Origin of the sequence: Streptomyces sp. NPDC088746 (genome assembly GCF_044751065.1) — a bacterium.
In the GTDB taxonomy this organism is placed as follows: Bacteria; Actinomycetota; Actinomycetes; order Streptomycetales; family Streptomycetaceae; genus Streptomyces.
This window is the reverse complement of the sequence record NZ_JBIVLA010000005.1, coordinates 542,302-561,001: the sequence shown is the minus strand read 5'-3', so window position 1 is coordinate 561,001 and position 18,700 is coordinate 542,302. Positions and strand designations below refer to the sequence as shown.

General features: G+C 72.0%; 21 protein-coding genes. 14 read left to right on the top strand and 7 right to left on the bottom strand.

Annotation, left to right across the window (positions count from 1 at the left end; all coding sequences use genetic code 11):
• Positions 1-104 precede the first annotated feature (104 nt).
• The 11 genes from ACIP63_RS24805 to hydA all read left to right on the top strand — a co-directional run bounded on the left by ACIP63_RS24805 (position 105) and on the right by hydA (position 9,888).
• A complete protein-coding gene (locus ACIP63_RS24805; protein ID WP_401519361.1) occupies positions 105-776 on the top strand; it encodes a glycoside hydrolase family 75 protein in 672 nt (223 codons plus the stop codon).
• A gap of 133 nt (positions 777-909) precedes the next feature.
• The gene (locus ACIP63_RS24800) at positions 910-1,203 is read left to right on the top strand and encodes a helix-turn-helix transcriptional regulator (RefSeq protein ID WP_362933334.1); all 294 of its coding nucleotides are present in this window, start codon (positions 910-912) and stop codon (positions 1,201-1,203) included.
• Positions 1,204-1,222: 19 nt separating this feature from the next.
• Entirely contained in the window at positions 1,223-1,603 is a 381-nt protein-coding gene (locus ACIP63_RS24795) for a PPOX class F420-dependent oxidoreductase (RefSeq protein ID WP_401519359.1), read from the top strand.
• 135 nt (positions 1,604-1,738) lie between these two features.
• Complete coding sequence (locus tag ACIP63_RS24790) at positions 1,739-3,121, top strand: hypothetical protein (RefSeq protein WP_401519356.1); 1,383 nt, start codon at positions 1,739-1,741, stop codon at positions 3,119-3,121.
• Positions 3,122-3,257: 136 nt separating this feature from the next.
• Complete coding sequence (locus ACIP63_RS24785; RefSeq protein ID WP_401519353.1) at positions 3,258-3,440, top strand: hypothetical protein; 183 nt, start codon at positions 3,258-3,260, stop codon at positions 3,438-3,440.
• Positions 3,437-4,168: a hypothetical protein gene (locus ACIP63_RS24780; protein ID WP_401519350.1), complete on the top strand. Its 732-nt coding sequence runs from the start codon at positions 3,437-3,439 to the stop codon at positions 4,166-4,168. Before ACIP63_RS24785 ends, ACIP63_RS24780 begins: the two co-directional genes overlap by 4 nt.
• Positions 4,165-5,082, top strand: a complete 918-nt coding sequence (locus ACIP63_RS24775) for a DUF6895 family protein (protein WP_401519348.1) — start codon at positions 4,165-4,167, stop codon at positions 5,080-5,082. Before ACIP63_RS24780 ends, ACIP63_RS24775 begins: the two co-directional genes overlap by 4 nt.
• 4 nt (positions 5,083-5,086) lie before the next feature.
• On the top strand, positions 5,087-6,115 hold the full coding sequence (locus ACIP63_RS24770; protein ID WP_401519345.1) for a serine hydrolase domain-containing protein: 1,029 nt from the start codon (positions 5,087-5,089) through the stop codon (positions 6,113-6,115).
• Positions 6,116-6,252: 137 nt separating this feature from the next.
• The gene (locus tag ACIP63_RS24765) at positions 6,253-7,095 is read left to right on the top strand and encodes a nitrilase-related carbon-nitrogen hydrolase (protein WP_356714420.1); all 843 of its coding nucleotides are present in this window, start codon (positions 6,253-6,255) and stop codon (positions 7,093-7,095) included.
• On the top strand, positions 7,092-8,375 hold the full coding sequence (locus ACIP63_RS24760) for an aspartate aminotransferase family protein (protein WP_401519342.1): 1,284 nt from the start codon (positions 7,092-7,094) through the stop codon (positions 8,373-8,375). Before ACIP63_RS24765 ends, ACIP63_RS24760 begins: the two co-directional genes overlap by 4 nt.
• Before the next feature lie 115 nt (positions 8,376-8,490).
• Positions 8,491-9,888 (top strand): dihydropyrimidinase, encoded by a 1,398-nt coding sequence (gene hydA / locus ACIP63_RS24755; protein WP_401519339.1) that lies wholly within the window; start codon positions 8,491-8,493, stop codon positions 9,886-9,888.
• Positions 9,889-9,919: 31 nt separating this feature from the next.
• Here hydA and ACIP63_RS24750 read toward each other — a convergent pair whose 3' ends face one another.
• The 3 genes from ACIP63_RS24750 to ACIP63_RS24740 form a co-directional block, all read right to left on the bottom strand.
• Entirely contained in the window at positions 9,920-11,737 is a 1,818-nt protein-coding gene (locus ACIP63_RS24750; protein WP_401519337.1) for a thiamine pyrophosphate-requiring protein, read from the bottom strand.
• 193 nt (positions 11,738-11,930) lie between these two features.
• On the bottom strand, positions 11,931-13,241 hold the full coding sequence (locus ACIP63_RS24745; protein WP_401519335.1) for a PP2C family protein-serine/threonine phosphatase: 1,311 nt from the start codon (positions 13,239-13,241) through the stop codon (positions 11,931-11,933).
• Between the two features lie 102 nt (positions 13,242-13,343).
• Positions 13,344-13,991: a type III effector protein gene (locus ACIP63_RS24740; RefSeq protein ID WP_401519332.1), complete on the bottom strand. Its 648-nt coding sequence runs from the start codon at positions 13,989-13,991 to the stop codon at positions 13,344-13,346.
• 127 nt (positions 13,992-14,118) lie between these two features.
• Here ACIP63_RS24740 and ACIP63_RS24735 point away from each other — a divergent pair, with 127 nt between their 5' ends.
• Both ACIP63_RS24735 and ACIP63_RS24730 read left to right on the top strand, forming a co-directional pair.
• Complete coding sequence (locus ACIP63_RS24735; RefSeq protein WP_401519330.1) at positions 14,119-14,553, top strand: Hsp20/alpha crystallin family protein; 435 nt, start codon at positions 14,119-14,121, stop codon at positions 14,551-14,553.
• Between the two features lie 218 nt (positions 14,554-14,771).
• Positions 14,772-15,206, top strand: coding sequence for a DUF2267 domain-containing protein (locus ACIP63_RS24730; protein WP_401519328.1), 435 nt, complete (start codon positions 14,772-14,774; stop codon positions 15,204-15,206).
• Here the strand turns inward: ACIP63_RS24730 and ACIP63_RS24725 are convergent.
• Genes ACIP63_RS24725 through ACIP63_RS24715 form a run of 3 tightly spaced genes read right to left on the bottom strand, consistent with a single transcriptional unit; the run spans position 15,190 to position 17,251 of the window.
• The gene (locus tag ACIP63_RS24725; protein WP_401519326.1) at positions 15,190-16,056 is read right to left on the bottom strand and encodes a cytochrome c oxidase assembly protein; all 867 of its coding nucleotides are present in this window, start codon (positions 16,054-16,056) and stop codon (positions 15,190-15,192) included. The two genes, ACIP63_RS24730 and ACIP63_RS24725, sit on opposite strands and share 17 nt — an antisense overlap.
• A complete protein-coding gene (locus ACIP63_RS24720) occupies positions 16,056-16,610 on the bottom strand; it encodes a DUF2243 domain-containing protein (RefSeq protein ID WP_401519323.1) in 555 nt (184 codons plus the stop codon). Before ACIP63_RS24720 ends, ACIP63_RS24725 begins: the two co-directional genes overlap by 1 nt.
• Positions 16,611-16,642: 32 nt before the next feature.
• Positions 16,643-17,251 (bottom strand): Dps family protein, encoded by a 609-nt coding sequence (locus ACIP63_RS24715; protein WP_401519320.1) that lies wholly within the window; start codon positions 17,249-17,251, stop codon positions 16,643-16,645.
• A gap of 205 nt (positions 17,252-17,456) precedes the next feature.
• Between ACIP63_RS24715 and ACIP63_RS24710 the strand changes: the two genes are divergently transcribed.
• Entirely contained in the window at positions 17,457-17,699 is a 243-nt protein-coding gene (locus ACIP63_RS24710; RefSeq protein ID WP_401519317.1) for a cold-shock protein, read from the top strand.
• A gap of 18 nt (positions 17,700-17,717) precedes the next feature.
• Here the strand turns inward: ACIP63_RS24710 and ACIP63_RS24705 are convergent, their stop codons facing one another.
• On the bottom strand, positions 17,718-18,596 hold the full coding sequence (locus tag ACIP63_RS24705; RefSeq protein ID WP_401519574.1) for a Rieske 2Fe-2S domain-containing protein: 879 nt from the start codon (positions 18,594-18,596) through the stop codon (positions 17,718-17,720).
• Between the last annotated feature and the right edge of the window lie 104 nt (positions 18,597-18,700).

Sequence of the window (18,700 nt, the reverse complement as noted above, 5' to 3'; positions counted from 1 at the left end):
GGCCCCGAGGTCTTACACGGCCGGCCGCGTCCATGGCGCGCCGCCGTCGGCAAGGAGGCGCCCGCCGGGGTTCCTCGTGTCCAGTGAAAGGTGCAGTCACGACCGTGCGTACGCGAATGCTGGTCCTCTCCGCGCTCTCCGGCGCCGCTCTGCTCGCCTCGGCACTCCCCGCCGCGGCCGGGGGCGGAGGGAGCCCGGTCGGTGCGGCCGAACTGCTGGCCGAGGTGAAGAAGTGCACCCGGATCTCCCAGGGGAAGTACCGGACCGACCAGGGCGCCGCCGCCACCGTCCCGGTCTGCGGGACCGATGAGGCCGTGTTCTGGGAGGCCGACATGGACATCGACTGCGACGGCCGGACCACGACCGTCTGCAACACCAGGACCGACCCCGCGTTCCAGCCCCGGACGGCGTTCCAGGGGTCGGACGGCAAGCCCCTGGACTCCGCCCGGGTGCCGTACGTCGTCGTCCCCGGCCCCGGGCCGCTGTGGAACTACGCCAAGTCGGGGATCAAGGGCGGTGGTGTGGCCGCCGTCATCCACGACGGCAAGGTCCGCTACGCCGTCGTGGGGGACACGGGGCCCGCCGGGATCATCGGCGAGGGTTCGTACGCCCTGGCCGAGGCGCTCGGCATCGATCCGGACCCCCGGACCGGGGGTACGGCGTCCGGCGTCACCTACATCCTCTTCAAGAACTCCGAGGTGTCACCGATCGAGAGCCCCGCCGCCGCGGTGAGTGCCGGTGAGGCGCTCGCCCGGAAGTTCGCCGGGGGAGCCTGAGCGGCGCGGGCCGCGCCGCTGCCGTCACTCCCGCGGCCGGTCCGGCCGTCCCGGTCCGGGTGGGAGGCGTCACCGCCGGCGAACGGCATCGAGCCAATTACAATACCGGGGCCAGCGGTATTAGAATGACGGCATGGTACGGAACCCCCTGACACCCGAAGAGCGCCGACGCGGCGAGCGGCTCGGCGAAGTGCTGCGTGAGGCGCGCGGCGGACGCAGCATGGTCGCGGTCGCGGCGAGCGCGGGAATCTCGGCCGAGACGCTCCGCAAGATCGAGACGGGCCGGGCCCCCACCCCCGCCTTCTTCACGGTCGCGGCGCTGGCGGGGGCCCTCGGGCTGTCGATGGACGAGCTGCTCGCGCTGTGTGTGCCGGTGCCCGTCCCCGGGCCGCTGCCGGAACCGGGGGAGCTGCCGCTCACGGCGTAGGCCGAGTAGGGTCGCGCCCGTGACTCTCCAGGACTTCGCCCGCAGTGAGTACGTCAGCCTGACCACGTACCGGAAGGACGGCACGCCCGTCGCCACGCCCGTCTGGGCCGCGGCGGACGGTGGTGTGCTGTACGTCTGGACGCGGTCCGACTCCTGGAAGGTCAAGCGGCTGCGCAACGACAGCCGGGTCCTCGTGGCCGTCTGCGACGTCCGCGGCCGAGTCGCCGAGGGCGCGCCGAGCGCAGAGGGGACGGCCAGGCTGCTCGACGGCGACGGGACCGCGGCGGTCCGCAAGGTCCTGGCCCGCAAGTACACCTGGAAGTTCTGGCTCGTGGACCGGCCCGCCACGATCGCGCGCCTCGGCAAGCGGCCGCACACCGGGATCGCCGTCACTCTCTGACGGGGGCGCACCGGCTCCGGCCGCGCTCCGGACGCACCCTGCCGGAAAAGTGTGCGTAGTCGTCCCGTAACACGCCTGCGGTCGAATGCCCGCGGACTGGAACGCTCCAGTCCCTGGCGACCGGTGAGGGCGACGGTGACGGTGGATCAGCACGCTGTGGAAGTAAGGGCGTTCGCGGAGTACCTGCGGGGCCTCGCTGACCTGCTCGATCCCGGGCAGGGCTGGTACGGGGTCTTCTGCGCCCGCGACCCCGACGGCATGCGCGCCTGCTTCGACGGCTCGGAGGTCCCGCCCTGGGACGTGGTCGAGTCGCTGCTCCAAGACCTCGCCGCCGTGCGCGGCGCCGCGTACGCCGCGGGGGAATCCGTACGCGCCGCCGCTCTGTGTGCCGCGTCGGCGGCCGCCTACGACAGGCGGCCGGGCGGGCGCCAAGCCCTCGTCGACCGGCTCGGCGTGATGCTGCGGGAGCAGTCGTACGCGGCCCGGCGGATGCGGGCGGCCGGGGCGAACGGGGCGCGTGAGGCGTACGGGGAGACGGAGGCGGTGGCCTGGGCGCGCGACGATCACGCCCGTGCCACGGCCCGGTGCGCCGAGCTCCGCAGCCGGCTGGCGGCCTTGGAGACGACGGTCCCGGACGACTGGTTCCGGCGGCAGGGGGACGCGGAGGCGACGGCCCACGGCGGCGCGCCCGCGGTTCCCGCCCCCCGCCTTCCGGAGGAGCCCGGGGCCCAGGGCGTACGGCGCGGTCCGGAAGCGGGGCCGCAGGCCGACTCCGCCCCCGTGAAGAAGCGCGGGAAGCCGCGCGGGGCGCGCTTCGCGGGCCTGGACCTCGACGACGAGACGGAAGCCGGGCCGGTTCCGTCGGGCGCGCCCGTGCTGCCGGTCCCCTCGCAGACCGCCCCCGTCCCGCGCGGGGCCCGCTTCGGCGGCGCCACCGCCGAGGAAGGCGCCGGCCGGACCGCACCGCGGGCGGCGGAACCCGACCCCGCCGCCCGCCGGACCGCCGAGGACGCCGTCGCGCTGCTCGTACGGCTGCGCGCGGAAGGCCGCACCGGAGAGGCGCACGTCGTGCTCTGCGAGGCCGCCACGTGGCCCCCCGGGCATCTGCCGGTGCTCGCCGTCGCGCTGCACGGGGCCGGCCTGGACGCCGACTGGGCGACCCTGCTGTGGGAGGTGTCCTCGCTGCCACCCGCCGAACTCGCCGCCGCCGCGGGCGCGCTGGCCGCCGCGGGCCGTGCCGACGACTGCGGGCAGCTGCTCCGGCAGGGTGTCGCCCGGCCCGCCGGTGAGATCGCCGACGCCGTGGTCGCGCTCGACCGGGCGGGCCTGGAGCCGGAGGCGCGTGCGCTGCTGGGCGCGTTCGTCCGCGTACGGACCCCGCAGGACGCGGCACGCGTCGCCGAGGGAGGGACGCGCCACCTCGTCCCCCAGTTGCTCGCCGCGGCGCGCGAGGTGTCGACGGCGCGGGAGTGGGACGTCGTCCACGCGCTGCGGGTCGCGGGCATAGCGGCACCGTAGGGCCCTCGGACCCTGTGGTCCATGCACGTCACCAGTGCGCGCGGGCTCGGCGAGATAAATCCGAAATCACCCTTTATCGTCGTTCGAGGCAGCGCCGCACACGTGGCACATGTCCCCCCAGTGATGTGGAGGCACCATGCTTACCCAGGAGATCACTCTCACCGCGACACCGGCCCAGACCACCACGCTGAGCGCCCTGATGGCGGAGCCCGAGGCGGCCGTCAGCGACGCCCCGCTCTACACCCCCGAGGGCACGGGCCTCCTGCTCGCGCTCCTCCTCCTGTCTCCCAAGGAGCCGAAGGAGCCCCGGGGCAAGTGAGTTCCCACTCCGCATTCGCCGAGGCGGCCGACGCCCTGGCAGACAGTGTCCTCGGTGCCCTCAGCGGCACCGGGGGCGCTGTGCAGCTGGCGCGGTACGTCGACGACGCCCCTGACACCCTCGCGGCGCTGGCAGCCGTCCGGGTGCTGGGGGCCGACGTCTTCAGCCCTCATCTCCTGGCCGGCCACCCGTTGCCGGCGCAGGACGCCGCCGTCGTGGTCAAGGCCTTCGACGCCTTCCCGCCGTCCGACGCCCCCGAGGAGGCAGCGGTCGCCCGGCGCGACCACGCCACCGCGGTCCTGCTCGCCAGGCTCTCCGGGGACGACACCCTGAGCGCCCTCGTGCCCGCACCCGCGGACGACGCCGGGCCCGGCCCTGCCGCGGACTGGAGCGCCTGGTCCGTGCGGATGGCACAACTCGCCCCGCTCGCCACGCTCGGCCTCGACGGCCCGGTCCACGAGGCGGCCCGCAGCGGCGCGCTGCCGCTGAGCCGCGGAGTCAGCCGCTCGATCCTCCGCCGCGACTTCCCCACCGCCGTGCGCCTCGTCCGCTGGCTGGCCTGGCTGCGGTACGAGGGCGTGGAACCGCCCCTGGACCCGGACATCGCGGCCGAGCACGTACGGCTGGTGGGCGGGCCCGGCCCCCGCGCCGCCCTGGACCTGGCGATCGCCCGTCACTTCCTCGAACAGCGGCCCGGCACGGCCCCCAAGGAGGCGGCACACACATGACGATCCCCGAGCCGGTCACCCGGGCGGCCCGCACCATGGCGGACCGGGCACTGTCATGGCTGCACGCCAACCGGAACCTCGGCGGCCTGCCGCCCGGCACCACCGAGACCATGGCCGACCCCGACAGCGTCTACAAGCCCCTGGGGGAGACCACCCTCGCCGCCTCCCTGATCCTGCGCGACGGTGTCGCCGGACCGGGCCGCCTCGCCGCCGCGCAGAGCCTGATGGACTTCACCTGGGAGCAGTTCAGGCGCGGCGACATGATCTACGAACGCCAGCTCCACCACACGCTGATGACGGACCCGCTGGAGATGTACGCCCCCTTCGTCCGCTGCGGCTACCGCCACGAGGCGCTGGACCGCCTCCTCGCCCACCGCGCCCGCATGCGCTCCGTGAGCAGCGTCGAGGTCCTGCCCAACCGGCGGCTCGCCGTCGCCAACGCCGCCCGGGTCGTGGGCCTGGAGCACACCGAGGACCTGGGCGCGCTGGCCGCAGCCACCTGGCTCGGTGCGCGGCCCGAGCCGTGGGCCATCAACTGGATCACCGCCTACGCGATGACCCACACCGTCTTCCACCTCACCGACTGGGGCGGCAACCCGGGCGGACTCCCGCCCGAACTCGCCGACTACGTACGCACCTGGCTCCCCGTCTGGATCGACGTCTGGCGTGAGGTGGGCCAGTGGGACCTCGTCACGGAACTGCTCGTCGTGGGCGCCTCGATCGAGGACCCCTACTGCCGAGCGGAGGACTGGGAAGCCGTCGCCGCGCTCCAGCATGAGGACGGACTCGTGCCCCGGGACAGCGACCCGGTGGACGACGACCCGCAGCGGCGCTTCACGGACCATCAGCACACCGTCGTCGTCGCGGCCGTCGCCGGATCCATCGCGCTCGCCCGGGCGGCGGGGCAGCGGTGACGGCGTGACACCACCGCCGCTGACCACAGGTCTCCAGCCTCTCCTGGCCGCGGCCCAGGGGCCGGCGGCGGTGGTCGCGGCGGTGCGGGGCGCCGAGCGTGCGGTGCTCTGCCGGGGCCCGGCGGGGGAGGGCAGCCGGTTCGAGACGGGCTCCCTGACGAAGACGTTCACCGCCCTGCTGCTCGCCGAGCTGGCCGCCCGGGGTGAGGTCCGCTACGGCGACCGCGCCGACCGCTACCTGCCCTTCCGGATCCCCGGGCCCCCGCTCACCCTCCTCCACCTCGCCACCCACACCTCCGGTCTGCCGCGGCTGCCCCCGGGCCTGCTCGGCCGGGCGGTGCGCAGCGGGTGGCTCAGCAACCCGTACGCCGGATTCTCCGAGGACGACCTGCTCGCCTCGCTGCGCCGTACCCGGCCACGGCACCGGCCCGGCAGCCGGGTCCTGTACTCCAACTTCGGCGGCGGCCTGCTGGGCCACGTCCTCGCGAGGGCGGCCGGCGGGACCGGGAGCGACTATCCGGCCCTGCTGGCCGAGCGCGTCACCGGCCCGCTCGGCCTCACGGACACCGACTGCGACCCCGACCGCCCCCAGATCACCGGGCACTGGCACGGCCGCCCGCGCCCCGCCCTGCTCATGCCGGGACTGACGGCCGCCGGAGCCGTACGGTCCAGCGCCCGTGACCTGCTGAGCGTCCTGGCCGCACTCCTGGACCCGGACACCGCGCCGGACCCCGTGCTGCGCACCGCGCTGGCCGAGGTGCAGCGGCCCCGGCTGAGCATCCCCAGAACCGGTTCCCGGCTGTGTCTCATCTGGAACCTCCGCCCGCGCCCGTCCGGCGCGCTGCTCCACCACTCCGGGGGCACCCGCGGTTTCACCGCCTTCGCGGGCTTCCTCCCCGGCTCGGCCACGGGCCTCGTGGCCCTCACCAACACGGCTCCGACCCCGCTCGCACCGTTCGTCCAGTCCGCCTACGGGGCCCTGCGGGGACTGGACGCCGCCCCCTCCGGAACGGTGTGGACCGCTCGGGTGTGAAACATGATCGACTCCGCCGGTTCACGGCGATGGTCTTGCCCCGTTGTGTGACGGGGCTTACGTTCTCCTCCTATGCACCGTGTCTACGGGCGTAGAGAACGTAGAGGCTCTCTGACGCCGCGTCGAAGGAGCAGCTCATGTCCCACGTCGTACGCGCCGCACTCGTCCAGGCGACCTGGACCGGCGACACCGAATCCATGATCGCCAAGCATGAGGAACACGCGCGCGAGGCCGCCCGGCAGGGTGCGAAGATCATCGGCTTCCAGGAGGTGTTCAACGCCCCCTACTTCTGCCAGGTCCAGGAGCCCGAGCACTACCGCTGGGCGGAACCCGTCCCGGACGGGCCGACGGTCGTGCGCATGCGCGATCTCGCCCGGGAGACGGGCATGGTGATCGTCGTGCCGGTCTTCGAGGTCGAGCAGTCCGGCTTCTACTACAACACCGCGGCGGTCATCGACGCCGACGGCACGTACCTCGGCAAGTACCGCAAGCACCACATCCCGCAGGTCAAGGGGTTCTGGGAGAAGTACTACTTCAAGCCCGGCAACGTCGGCTGGCCGGTCTTCGACACCGCCGTCGGCAAGGTGGGCGTCTACATCTGCTACGACCGGCACTTCCCCGAGGGGTGGCGCCAACTCGGACTCAACGGAGCCCAGTTGGTCTACAACCCGTCCGCCACCTCGCGCGGCCTCTCCGGCTACCTCTGGCAGCTCGAACAGCCCGCGTCCGCCGTCGCCAACGAGTACTTCGTCGCGGCGATCAACCGGGTCGGCCAGGAGGAGTACGGCGACAACGACTTCTACGGCACGAGCTACTTCGTCGACCCGCGCGGGCAGTTCGTCGGGGAGGTGGCCAGCGACAAGGAGGAGGAACTCGTCGTACGCGACCTGGACTTCGGGCTGATCGAGCAGGTGCGGCAGCAGTGGGCGTTCTACCGGGACCGCCGGCCGGACGCGTACGACGGGCTGGTGGAGCCGTGACCGGACTGCACGAGCGGCACCTGGCCGTCAGCCCCGACTGGCTGGCCCTCTACTACCGGCACCCGCTGGAGCTCACCCACGGGGAGGGCCGCCACGTCTGGGACGCCGACGGCAACCGCTACCTCGACTTCTTCGGCGGCATCCTCACGACGATGACCGCGCACGCCCTGCCCGAGGTGACCAAGGCCGTCTCCGAGCAGGCCGGCCGGATCATCCACTCCTCGACCCTCTACCTCAACCGCCCGATGGTCGAGCTCGCCGAGCGGATCGCCACCCTCTCCGGCATCCCCGACGCCCGGGTCTTCTTCACCACTTCGGGCACCGAGGCCAACGACACCGCCCTGCTGCTCGCCACCGCCCACCGGGGGTCGAACCAGATCCTGGCGATGCGCAACAGTTACCACGGCAGGTCGTTCTCGGCCGTCTCCGTCACGGGCAACAGGTCCTGGTCGACGACGAGCCTGTCCCCGCTCCAGACGCTGTACGTCCATGGCGGGGTCCGCACCAGGGGACCGTACGCGGAGCTGAGCGACGAACGGTTCATCAAGGCGTGCGTGGCCGACCTGGAAGACCTCCTCGGACACACCCGGGGCGTCGCGGCGCTGATCGCCGAACCCGTGCAGGGGGTCGGCGGGTTCACCGCACCGCCCGACGGGCTGTACGCCGCCTTCCGGGAGGTCCTCGACCGGCACGGCATCCTGTGGATCTCCGACGAGGTGCAGACCGGCTGGGGACGCACGGGCGACCACTTCTGGGGCTGGCAGGCGCACGCTTCGAACGGGCCGCCGGACATCCTCACCTTCGCCAAGGGCATCGGCAACGGCATGTCCGTCGGCGGGGTCGTCGCCCGCGCCGACGTCATGAACTGCCTGGACGCCAACTCCATCTCGACGTTCGGGGGTTCCCCGGTCACCATGGCCGCCGGGCTCGCCAACCTCTCGTACCTGCTGGAGCACGACCTCCAGGGCAACGCCCGGCGGGTCGGCGGCCTGCTCATCGAGCGGCTCCGGGCGGTCGGCGCGGGCTCGCCGGCCGTACGCGAGGTGCGCGGCAGAGGGCTCATGATCGGCATCGAGCTCGTGAGGCCCGGCACCGACGAGGCCGACCCGGACGGAGCGGCGGCCGTGCTCGAAGCGGCCCGCGCGGGCGGGCTGCTCATCGGGAAGGGCGGCGGCCACGACACCAGCGTTCTGCGGATCGCGCCGCCCCTGTCGCTCACCGTCGCCGAGGCCGAGGAGGGCGCGGAGATCCTGGGCCAGGCACTGCGCGCGGCCACCTGAGCGCGGGCGCCCCGCGGCACCTCCCCGGCCGCGGGGCAGCCCGCTTCCCCGTACGTCGTCATCACGCACCCGGCCCGCGTGTGCGGGCCGGTTCCGCCACCGCGAGGAGAGGTACATGAGCCGCACCGTCATCCACGGCGGCCTCGTCGTCACCGCGTCGGACGAGATCCACGCCGACGTACTCATCGAGGGCGGGCGCGTCGCCGCCCTCGCCGCCCACGGCACCGACGTCGCGGCCGGCTGGAGCGCCGACCGGAGGATCGACGCCACCGGGAAGTACGTCATCCCGGGCGGCGTCGACGCGCACACCCACATGGAGATGCCGTTCGGCGGGACCTACGCCGCCGACACCTTCGAGACCGGCACCCGGGCCGCGGCCTGGGGCGGCACCACCACGATCGTCGACTTCGCCATCCAGACCATCGGCCGCTCGCTGCAGGAGGGGCTCGACGCCTGGCACACCAAGGCCGACGGCAAGTGCGCCGTCGACTACGCCTTCCACATGATCATCTCGGATGTGAACAAGTCCTCGCTCAAGGAGATGGACCGCCTGGTGGCGGAGGGCGTCACCTCCTTCAAACTGTTCATGGCCTACCCGGGGGTGTTCTACAGCGACGACGGCAAGATCCTCCGCGCCATGCAACAGGCCTCCGGAAACGGCGGCCTGATCATGATGCACGCCGAGAACGGCATCGCCATCGACGTACTGGTCGAGCAGGCGCTAGCGGAGGGGCGCACCGATCCGCGCCACCACGGCGACGTGCGCAAGGTGGCTCTGGAGGCCGAGGCCACCCACCGCGCGATCCAGCTCGCGAGGGTCGCCGGATCGCCGCTTTACGTCGTCCACGTCTCCGCCGACGAGGCCGTCGCCGAGATCGCCGCGGCCCGCCACAAAGGGCTCCCGGTCTTCGGCGAGACCTGCCCGCAGTACCTCTTCCTCTCGACGGACAACCTCGCCGAACCCGGCTTCGAGGGCGCGAAGTACGTCTGCTCGACCCCGCTGCGCCCCCGGGAACACCAGGAGGCGCTCTGGCGGGGTCTGCGGAACAACGAACTCCAGGTCGTCTCCACCGACCACTGCCCCTTCTGCTTCACGGGGCAGAAGGACCTGGGCCGCGGCGACTTCTCCAAGATCCCGAACGGCCTTCCGGGGGTGGAGAACCGCATGGACCTCCTCCACCAGGCCGTCGTCGACGGCCACATCTCCCGCCGGCGCTGGATCGAGATCGCCTGTGCCACCCCGGCGCGGATGTTCGGCCTCTACCCGAGGAAGGGGACGATCGCGCCGGGCGCGGACGCGGACATCGTCGTCTACGACCCGGAGGCCGGGCAGACGATCTCCGCCGGGACGCACCACATGAACGTCGACTACTCGGCGTACGAGGGGAAGACGGTCACCGGGCGGGTCGAGACGGTGCTCTCGCGCGGTGTCCCGGTGATCGAGGGGGGCGCCTATGTGGGCCACGCCGGTCACGGGGCCTACGTGCCGAGGGGGCTGAGCCACTACCTGTGAGCGGACGGGTGCCACGCCATGACCGGCGGCGTCACTTCTCGGTCCCCGTGCCCGGGGCGGCGTCGCGGTGGCGGTGTCCGGGGAGCATCTCCTGCACCTTGGCCTTGAGCCCCTGCTTGACCATGCCGCCGCGGTCACTGTCCCCCTTGACGATGGAGGACACCACCGCCTCGGCCTGCTCCCGGGTGGCGTGCGGAGGGATGGGCGGTACGGCAGGGTCGGTACGGAAGTCGATCACGAAGGGACGGTCGGAGCCGAGGGCCTGCCGCCAGGCCGCCTCCACCTGGTCGGGCTTCTCCACGCGGACGCCACCGAGACCGATGGACCGGGCGAAGTCGGCGTAGGGCACGTCGGGGAGCGCTTGGGAGGGCAGGAACTGGGGGGCGCCGGACATGGCGCGCATCTCCCAGGTCACCTGGTTGAGGTCCTGGTTGTTCAGTACGGCGACGATCAGCCGCGGGTCCTGCCACTCCTGCCAGTACTTGGCGGCGGTGATGAGTTCGGCCATGCCGTTCATCTGCATGGCGCCGTCGCCGACGATCGCGATGGCCGGGCGCCCGGGGTGGGCGAACTTCGCGCCGATGACGTACGGCACGCCAGGTCCCATGGTGGCGAGCGTGCCGGACAGGGAACCGCGCATCGTCCCGCGGATGCGCAGATGGCGCGCGTACCAGTTGGCGGCCGAGCCGGAGTCGGCCGCCAGGATCACGTCGTCGGGCAGCAGCGCGTCGAGGGTGTGCACGACGTACTCGGGATTGATGGGATCCGCCTCGACGGCGGCCCGTCGCTCCATGACGTCCCACCAGCGGGCGGTGTCCTTCTCGATCTTCTTTCGCCAGGCGCCGTGCTTCTTGCGCTCCAGTCGCGGCAGCAGTGCCTTGAGGGTTTCCCGGGCGTCCCCGACGAGGTTGACCTCGAACGGGTAGCGCATGCCGACGTTGTGGGGGTCGATGTCGATCTGGACGGCGCGCGCCTGGCCGAACTCCGGCAGGAACTGGCTGTAGGGGAAGCTGGAACCCACCACGAGGAGTGTGTCGCAGTCCTGCATCAGCTCCCAGGAGGGCCGCGTGCCGAGCAGGCCGATCGATCCGGTGACGTAGGGCAGGTCGTCAGGCAGGGCGTCCTTGCCGAGGAGCGCCTTGGCGACACCGGCTCCGAGAACGTCGGCGAGTTCCTGCACCTCGGCGCGGGCGCCTCGTGCCCCCTGGCCGATGAGGAGGGCGACCTTCTCACCGGCGTTCAGGACTTCCGCCGCGCGGGCGAGCTCCGTGCCGTCCGGGACCGGTGCGTACGCGGGCATGCCGAGACTGGACGGCACCATCTTGAAGGCGTGGGTGGGCGGGGAGTAGTCGAGGTCCTGGACATCGGCCGGGATGATCACGGCCGTCACCGTCCGCCTGCTGTAGGCGGTGCGCATCGCACGGTCGAGAACGTTGGGCAGCTGTTCGGGGACGGTCACCATCTCGCAGAACTCGGAGGCGACGTCCTTGTACAGGCTCAGCAGATCGACTTCCTGCTGGTAGGAGCTGCCCATGGCGCTGCGGGCGGTCTGCCCGACGATCGCCACCACGGGGACGTGGTCCAGTTTCGCGTCGTACAGGCCGTTGAGCAGATGGATCGCGCCGGGCCCCGACGTCGCGGCGCACACACCGACCTTGCCGGAGAACTTGGCGTAGCCGACTGCTTCGAACGCGGCCATCTCCTCGTGCCGGGCCTGAACGAACTCCGGCTTGTTCTCGGCACGGCCCCACGCCGACAGGAGCCCGTTGATGCCATCGCCCGCGTAGGCGAACACGTGGTCGACCTCCCACTCGCGCAGGCGTTGCAGGACGAAGTCGGACACCTTCATCTGACGTTCCTCTCATGTGCTGGCGTTGCAGGCGGTCACGAGCAGGGGGGCGCGGCGGCGCGGGGCCATCCGTACCACCGCCCGCCTGCGCGTAACGCATACCTGGTGCCCACTCAGGCGATTGCCAGACACCCGCCCCGGCGCCGAACGGCTGACGAGACGCCCCTGGAGGAAGAGGAGGGCGCGGTGACTGTCAGTCGCCCTCGTCCTCGGCGGGCCGCTGGGCCCAGGCGGAGGCGATCGTCTCCGGGGTGATCGAGCGGGGCAGACCTGTCAGCGCCTGCAGCTGGGACGGCCGGTACGGGGTCGGGCCGTGCCACTCCAGGAGCATCACGGTGGCGTCGTCGTCGAGGCGGCCGAGGTGGTACGCCAGGTGGTGCCCGATCAGCCGGCGCAGGGTCTCGGGCACGGGGAGGCCGTCGGCGTGGTGGCGGATGAGGAAGTCGGTCAGGCCGTCCAGGCCGAATTCCCGCCCTTCCCGGTTGCGCGCCTCCGTGATGCCGTCGGTGTAGAGCACCAGACGGTCCCCGGGTTCCAGCTGGTCGCTGCGCAGGGTGCCGGGCATGCCCAGGTCCGTCCCCAGGGGAGGGACGGGAGGGCAGGACAGGTGCACGACGGTACGGTTGCCGCGGATGACGACCGGTGGGTGGTGACCGTAGTTCGTCCAGGTCAGCACGCCGGTGGTCAGATGGAGGTCGGCCAGGATGCTCGTGGCGTAGCGGCTGCCCGCGAACTGCTCGGTGAGGGTCTCGCCGACGCCTTCGGCCGTTTCGAGAAGACCGGCGCCCTGGCGGCGGTGGTTACGGGCCGCCGCGAGGGCGAGGTTGGCGGTCAGGCCGGCGGCGGTGTCGTGTCCCATGGCGTCGAAGACCGACAGATGCACGGTCTCCCCGGTCAGGGCGTAGTCGAAGGCATCTCCGCTCACCTGGTAGGCCGGCTCCATGACCGCACTGATCAGGGCACGGTCGGTGGCGAAGGTCCGTGGCGGCATCAGCTGCCACTCCATCTCCGCGGCTACCCTCATCCGTCGGCGGCGGACCAGCCGGGAGTAGGAATCGCTCGTTCCACGCTTGCTCTCCAGCAGGAGGGCCACGAGCCCGGCGAGCCTGTTCAGGTCCTCGTCCGCCTCGACCCGCGCGCCCGGTGCGCCGACCCGCAGCACGCCCAGACGCTCCGCGCCGTCCAGCAGCGGGACCCACCACTGTCCCTTGGCGGAAGCCGACGCCGGAAACACCTTGCCCAGCTGGAAGGCGCGTCCGGCCACCGTCCCGTCGACGGACAACTCGGCCGGAGCATCGGGTTCGCCGGGGCCTGCCTCGACGTTTCCGGCCAGGAGATACAGCCGTTCCTGTTGCAGATCGGCCAGATAGATCCGCACCTGAGGCCAGCCCGCCCCGGCAGCGTGCGACGCCACGGTGCCGGGCAGCTGCTCCAGAGTCATCAGATGACTCGCAGCGATCAGGTCCCCCAGCATGTGTGCACGCGTCGCTCCCACGCTGTTCATCAACGAAACCTTAGGTCCGCGAAGGCGGGACAGGTCCCCACGACACCGGAAGCGGGTGAAATGCCGCCGAGCCCGTCAGCGCCGTGGTGCCCTCGGCCGGGGTCAGGGTGAGGTCCGCCGGCCGTCGCTGTCCTGGCGGAGCCGGTCGGTGTGGCGGGTGAGCGTGTCGACGCGGGCGGCCAGGTCGGGGTGGTCGGCCGTCAGGTGCTGGCGGGCGTCGGTGAGCGGAGCGATGAGGGCGGCGGCCTCGTTGTCGGCGAGCGCGGCGGCGAGCCGGGCGGTCGAGGTGCCGGGGAGGTCGGTGAGGGCCGTGATCTGGCCGGCGAGCTGCCGCAGGTCGGCGGCGTTCTCCCGAGCCCACGTGGTGACGGTGCGGTCGGCGGCGCGGTGGTTGCGGGTGGCTTGCACACGCTGTTCGCCGGTGGTGCCGGGAGCTCCGGGACGCACGCGCAAGTAGCGGCGCTCGGCCGCCTGACGGCTGGCGACCCCGAGGGGGTGGGCGAGGTCGGCCCAGCTGGTGCCCGCAGCGCGGGCCGCTTCGATCAGCCCCGGCTCCCATCCGGCGAGCTGGTCGCGCAGCTCGCGCAGGAGAAGGAGGGCGGCCACAGCCTGCTCGGAGTCCGCCTGCCCGCCCGCTGCGTGCTGCGGTCCTGGTCTCCGGGCGGCCCGGACGGCCTCGTCGATGGCGTTCAGCGCCGCTGCGGCCGCGGCGAAGGACGCCGGCTCGCCGCCCGAGGGGGATGGGTTCATGAAAGCTCCTTACGGCTGTCATCCGAACAATGACATTGCAGGTTGTCATCCTTTGGATGACATGCTACAACGGTGTCAGACGCAGCGCATTGGCAGTTTCTGCCTGACCAGTGGAGGTGTTTTCGCAGTGTTGATGCGCACTGACCCGTTCCGTGAACTCGACCGTCTCGCCCAGCAGCTCACGGGCGTTTCCGGCACCTGGTCCAAGCCGTCGGCGATGCCGATGGACGCCTGGCGCGAGGGTGAGGAATACGTGATCGCCCTCGACCTGCCCGGTGTCGCGAAGGACGCGATCGATATCGACGTCGAACGGAACATGCTCACCGTCAAGGCTGAGCGCCGTCCCGCCGCCACCGGCGAGGACGTGCAGGTGGAGCTCTCCGAGCGGCCGCTGGGTGTCTTCTCCCGCCAGCTGGTCCTGGCTGACACGCTGGACACGGAGCGCATCAGGGCCGACTACGACGCAGGGGTGCTGACCCTGCGGATCCCGATCGCCGAGCGGGCGAAGCCCCGCAAGATCGCCATCGGCGGAGAGTCCGACCACAGGCAGCTCGGCACCTGAACGCACCCGTGCCCACCCGCCCGCAGGAACGCCGAGCACGGGGAGCCGCTTCTCCGCAGGCCCCTCCCCGCGCTCGGCAGCCTGTGTGGCGGGTGAGCCTCAGGTCAAGCCTGTCGTCGGCCACCCGACGTCGCTGAGCAGCTACTCAACCGCAGCGCGGCTGCCGGGCCCCGCCCGGTCGCAGCGGCAGCCGCCCCGTCGAGAAAGGCATTTCACCGATGCGCTCCCCGCATGAACCGACGCGTGCCACAGCGGACGTGACGTTCGACCAGATGCTGGAACGGATCAGGTACGAGGGTGCGTATCCCACGCGCGAACGAGCCGAGGCCGTCACCCATGCCGTGCTGTCCGGACTCGGCCGGCAGCTGACCGGGGCCGAACGTGCCGGCCTCGCCGCCCGGCTGCCCGCCGAGGCGGCCCTCGCCCTCACCGCGCAGACCCCTGACCCCGAGCCGCTCACCGGCTGGGGGTTCGTCAAGGACCTCGCGGCTCGCACGGGCGGCACCCCCGCCACTGCGCGATGGGACGCCGGAGCCGTCCTGGCCACGGTCGGCCATCTCGCCGGCTCCCGTGCCCTCGATCGCGTGCTGGCCCGGCTCCCCTCCGGATACGCGCTGCTGTTCGGGCGTGCGGAGCTCATCCAGGCCGCATGAACGGCTTCGTCAAGAGGCGGCCGAGGGCGGGGAACCTCTCGTGCACGGCGACCGTCCGTGCGCCGCGACGGGGCGAAGGCCGCCAGGTCGCGACAAGGGCACCTGCCAACAGCAGTTCGGCGATGTCGCCGCCGTAATACATGAGCTCCGCCCCACCCCGCACCTGGCTGACCGGCGCGCGCACGTCGATCAGGAACCCCCCGTACATCAGCTGGGAGATGGTCGCGTGCGCCGCGACGGCGACGCCGAGCGCCACCAGGCGGGCCGGCACGCCCGGCCGGCCAGGGGCAGGGTCCGGGCCGGCGACGGCATGGGCGAACAGGCACCCGGACAGCAGGAAATGGGCGAGCACCAGCCGGTGCGGGCCCGGTGCGTCCATCGTCGCGTTGTACACGGGCGTGGAGTAGAGGGCCGCGAGAGTGCCGGTGCTCAGTACCAGGGCAAGGACCGGGTGAGTCGCCAGGCGCACCGGCCGGCTGTGCAGGAGGCCGGTCAGCCGCCGGGCCCGCGCGGCGGGCAGAGTCCGCAGCAGGAGGGTCACCGGCGCTCCGAGGACCAGCCCGAGCGGCGCGTACATGCCGATGAGCAGGTGCTGCGCCATGTGCCCGCGGAAGTCCTGGTGGGCGAACGTGGACACGGGCGGGAGGAGCGCCGCGCCGAGCAGGGCGCATCCGGTCAGGAAGACGGCCGTCCGCCACCGGCTCCACCTCCGTACGGGATTGCGTCCGTGCGCCCGGTGAACGAGGAGGAGATAGGCGGCGGCAGGCAGGAGCACAGCCGTGAGGGGCGCAAGGACCTCCCACACCTCACCGCCGCCGCCGCGGCCATGCGTGTGGTGCGCGTCGCCCATCAGACGCGCTGCCCGGGAGGCCCGGGTGCGTCAGGGGTGACGTACCCGCCGCCGCGACGCACGAGATGGCCGACGACGAGGAGGACGACGCCCAGGAGCAGGAAGCCCATGTCCCACCAGATCCGGTGGGGGCCGCCGTGGACGTGATGGATGCCGAGGATCTGGTGGTCCAGGAGACCCTCGACGATGTTGAACAGGCCCCACCCGACGAGGACCCAGCCCCACAGCACCCGTGAGGTCCACACCCGGCGCCGGCCGTGGGTCACGCGATGGTGGAGGATGCCCAGGCCGAGCAGGACCGCCACCCAGCAGACCGCGTGGAAGACGCCGTCCCACACGGTGTTCATCTCCAGCCCTGACACCGTGTTGGGTGAGTAGTACTTCACCCCGATCCGGTCGTCGTTCGTACCGGTCAGCATGTGGTGCCACTGGAGCAGTTGATGGAGCAGGATGCCGTCGACGAAACCGCCCAGCCCGATGCCCAGCACGATCCCCGGCAACCGGATGCTCGTGGGCGCGATGCCCGATGGCGTCTCACGCGTACGGGTGGCCATGACCGGTCTCCTTCGCGGCGGGGAGTCCGTCCTCAGGCCTTGGACTTGGCGGCCCTGCCGGCCGGCCGCTTCGCGGCCGCCTTGCGGGCGGGGGACGCGGCCTTGGCGGCCTGCCGCTCGGTCGCGGAACCGGCCGTGGAGAGGGAGCCGCCGGCGCTCTCCAGGTGAGCCCGGACGAACCACTGGAACTGCTCCAGGGAACGGAGATGCTCGATGAGCAGGTCCTCGGTGACCGGATCGACCGAACCGGCCTTGGACGCTGCCGTCCGGTGATCCTTGATGACGCCGGTGTACACGAGGTCCAGGGCGCCGAGGTGCGCGAGCGCGTCGGCACGGCCGATGCTGTAGTCCTCCCAGGTGCGCCCGGCCACCAGGGCGCCGGGGGTGCCCTGCGGTTCACCGCCGAGCGCAGAAATGCGCTCCGCCGTGCCGTCGGCCATGGCCCTCACGGCGGCTGTCTGGGGGTCGAGCATTTCGTGGACGGCGATGAAGTGCGGACCCACCACGTTCCAGTGGATGTGCTTGAGGGTGAGCGCCAGATCGTTGAGGGCGTGCAGGCGCGTGCTCAGGAGTGAGATGAGCTGCTTGCCCTCCTTGGTGCTGAGGCCGGGGACGGTGTAGCCAGGGGTGGGAACTGCCATGACTTCTCCCTCTGTGGTGATGTACGCATTTCCCTGTGCCCTTTCCCGCGTGATCCCTAACCGAGGGACAGTGGTCCGCGCCGCAATGCACCTGCGGGGGTGACGCCCGTCCGCCCACTTGCCAGGTCACCGCTCCGGGGCCGGGAGACGCCGTCGCGATGTCGACGGGGCGTGTTACCCGAATGCACCGGCCACGAGCCTTAATGTGAAGGGGATTTCCCCTTTCCTTGCGTCGGAGGCAAGTGTGTTCAACGGGACAGTGCAGGCATTCAATAGTGAAAAAGGTTATGGCTATATTCTGCCCAGTGCGGGTGGACCGGAGATCATCGTCCACTTCTCCGCCATCATGGAAGGCACGTGCACGGAGCTCGCGGCGGGTCAGTCCGTCTGCTTCGACGTCGTCCAGGGGCAGCGCGGACCTCAGGCCGAGCGAGTGCAGATCCGGTAGCTGGGGGGACCGCGAGGTTCAGCCGCCGCTCATCAGCCGGATCTCCACGCGAGCGCCGGCAACCCGCGCCTGGAAGGCCGGCTGAGGCGCGGTGGCGGGCCCGCCCACGTTCCAGCCGTCGGCCAGCCGGAAGACACTGCCGTGCCAAGGGCACCGCACGCAGCCGTCGCTGACGGCCCCTTCGGACAGCGGGCCTCCCATGTGACTGCACGAATCGGCGAGGGCGTGCACCTCGCCGCCGCTCTCACGGACGACCACTACGGGCACCCCGTCGACATGGCGCCGGGCCGGCCGGCCGACCTCGAAGTCGGACACGTCGCCGACTTCGTGCCACCCGGCGCCCACCGTGTTCGAGACCGACTCCGCGTGGTTGGCCCCCGACGCCAGCCGGTAGGCCAGGTGGCCGCCGAGCGCGCTGCCGACACCGACCACCGACAGCCCCGCGAGCCCGAGGGCCTTCCCCAGACCGGAGCGCCCCCGCAGGCGAGCGGCCAGCGACCCGCCGTACAAGGCCACGGCCGTGGCGTTCACCGCCGCGTGGACGAGCCCTACGCGCTTCTGCCGAGGCCCCTGCTCCGCCCAGTCGACCCAGCCGGTCAGGGCCGCCGGGGCGGCGGCCGCGATGCCCACGCCGATCAGGACACCCGCCGCGCGTCGCTGCCCGGGGAGGCAGTCGAGCACCGCTGCGGAGAACCAGGTGCCGATCGGCACCTCGACCAGTACCGGGTGGGCGGGGTGGCCCAGCCGGCGACCGTGCAGCACGTCACGCCAGGGGCCCAGGGGAAGCGCCCGGAAGCGGTTGCCCAGCAGCTCGACCGCCGGGTCGAGCACGGAGGCCCGCTCCAGCCGGTCCATGCCCCGGAGGACGCGGCCGGGGCCGAGCGGCGACGGCAGCATGCGGCGCACCGCCCGGAGCACGGTGTGTCCGGTACGACCGCGGTCATCGATGCGAGAAGTCTCGTCCATACAAGGCGGGTAACCGTTCACCGACGCCGAAAACG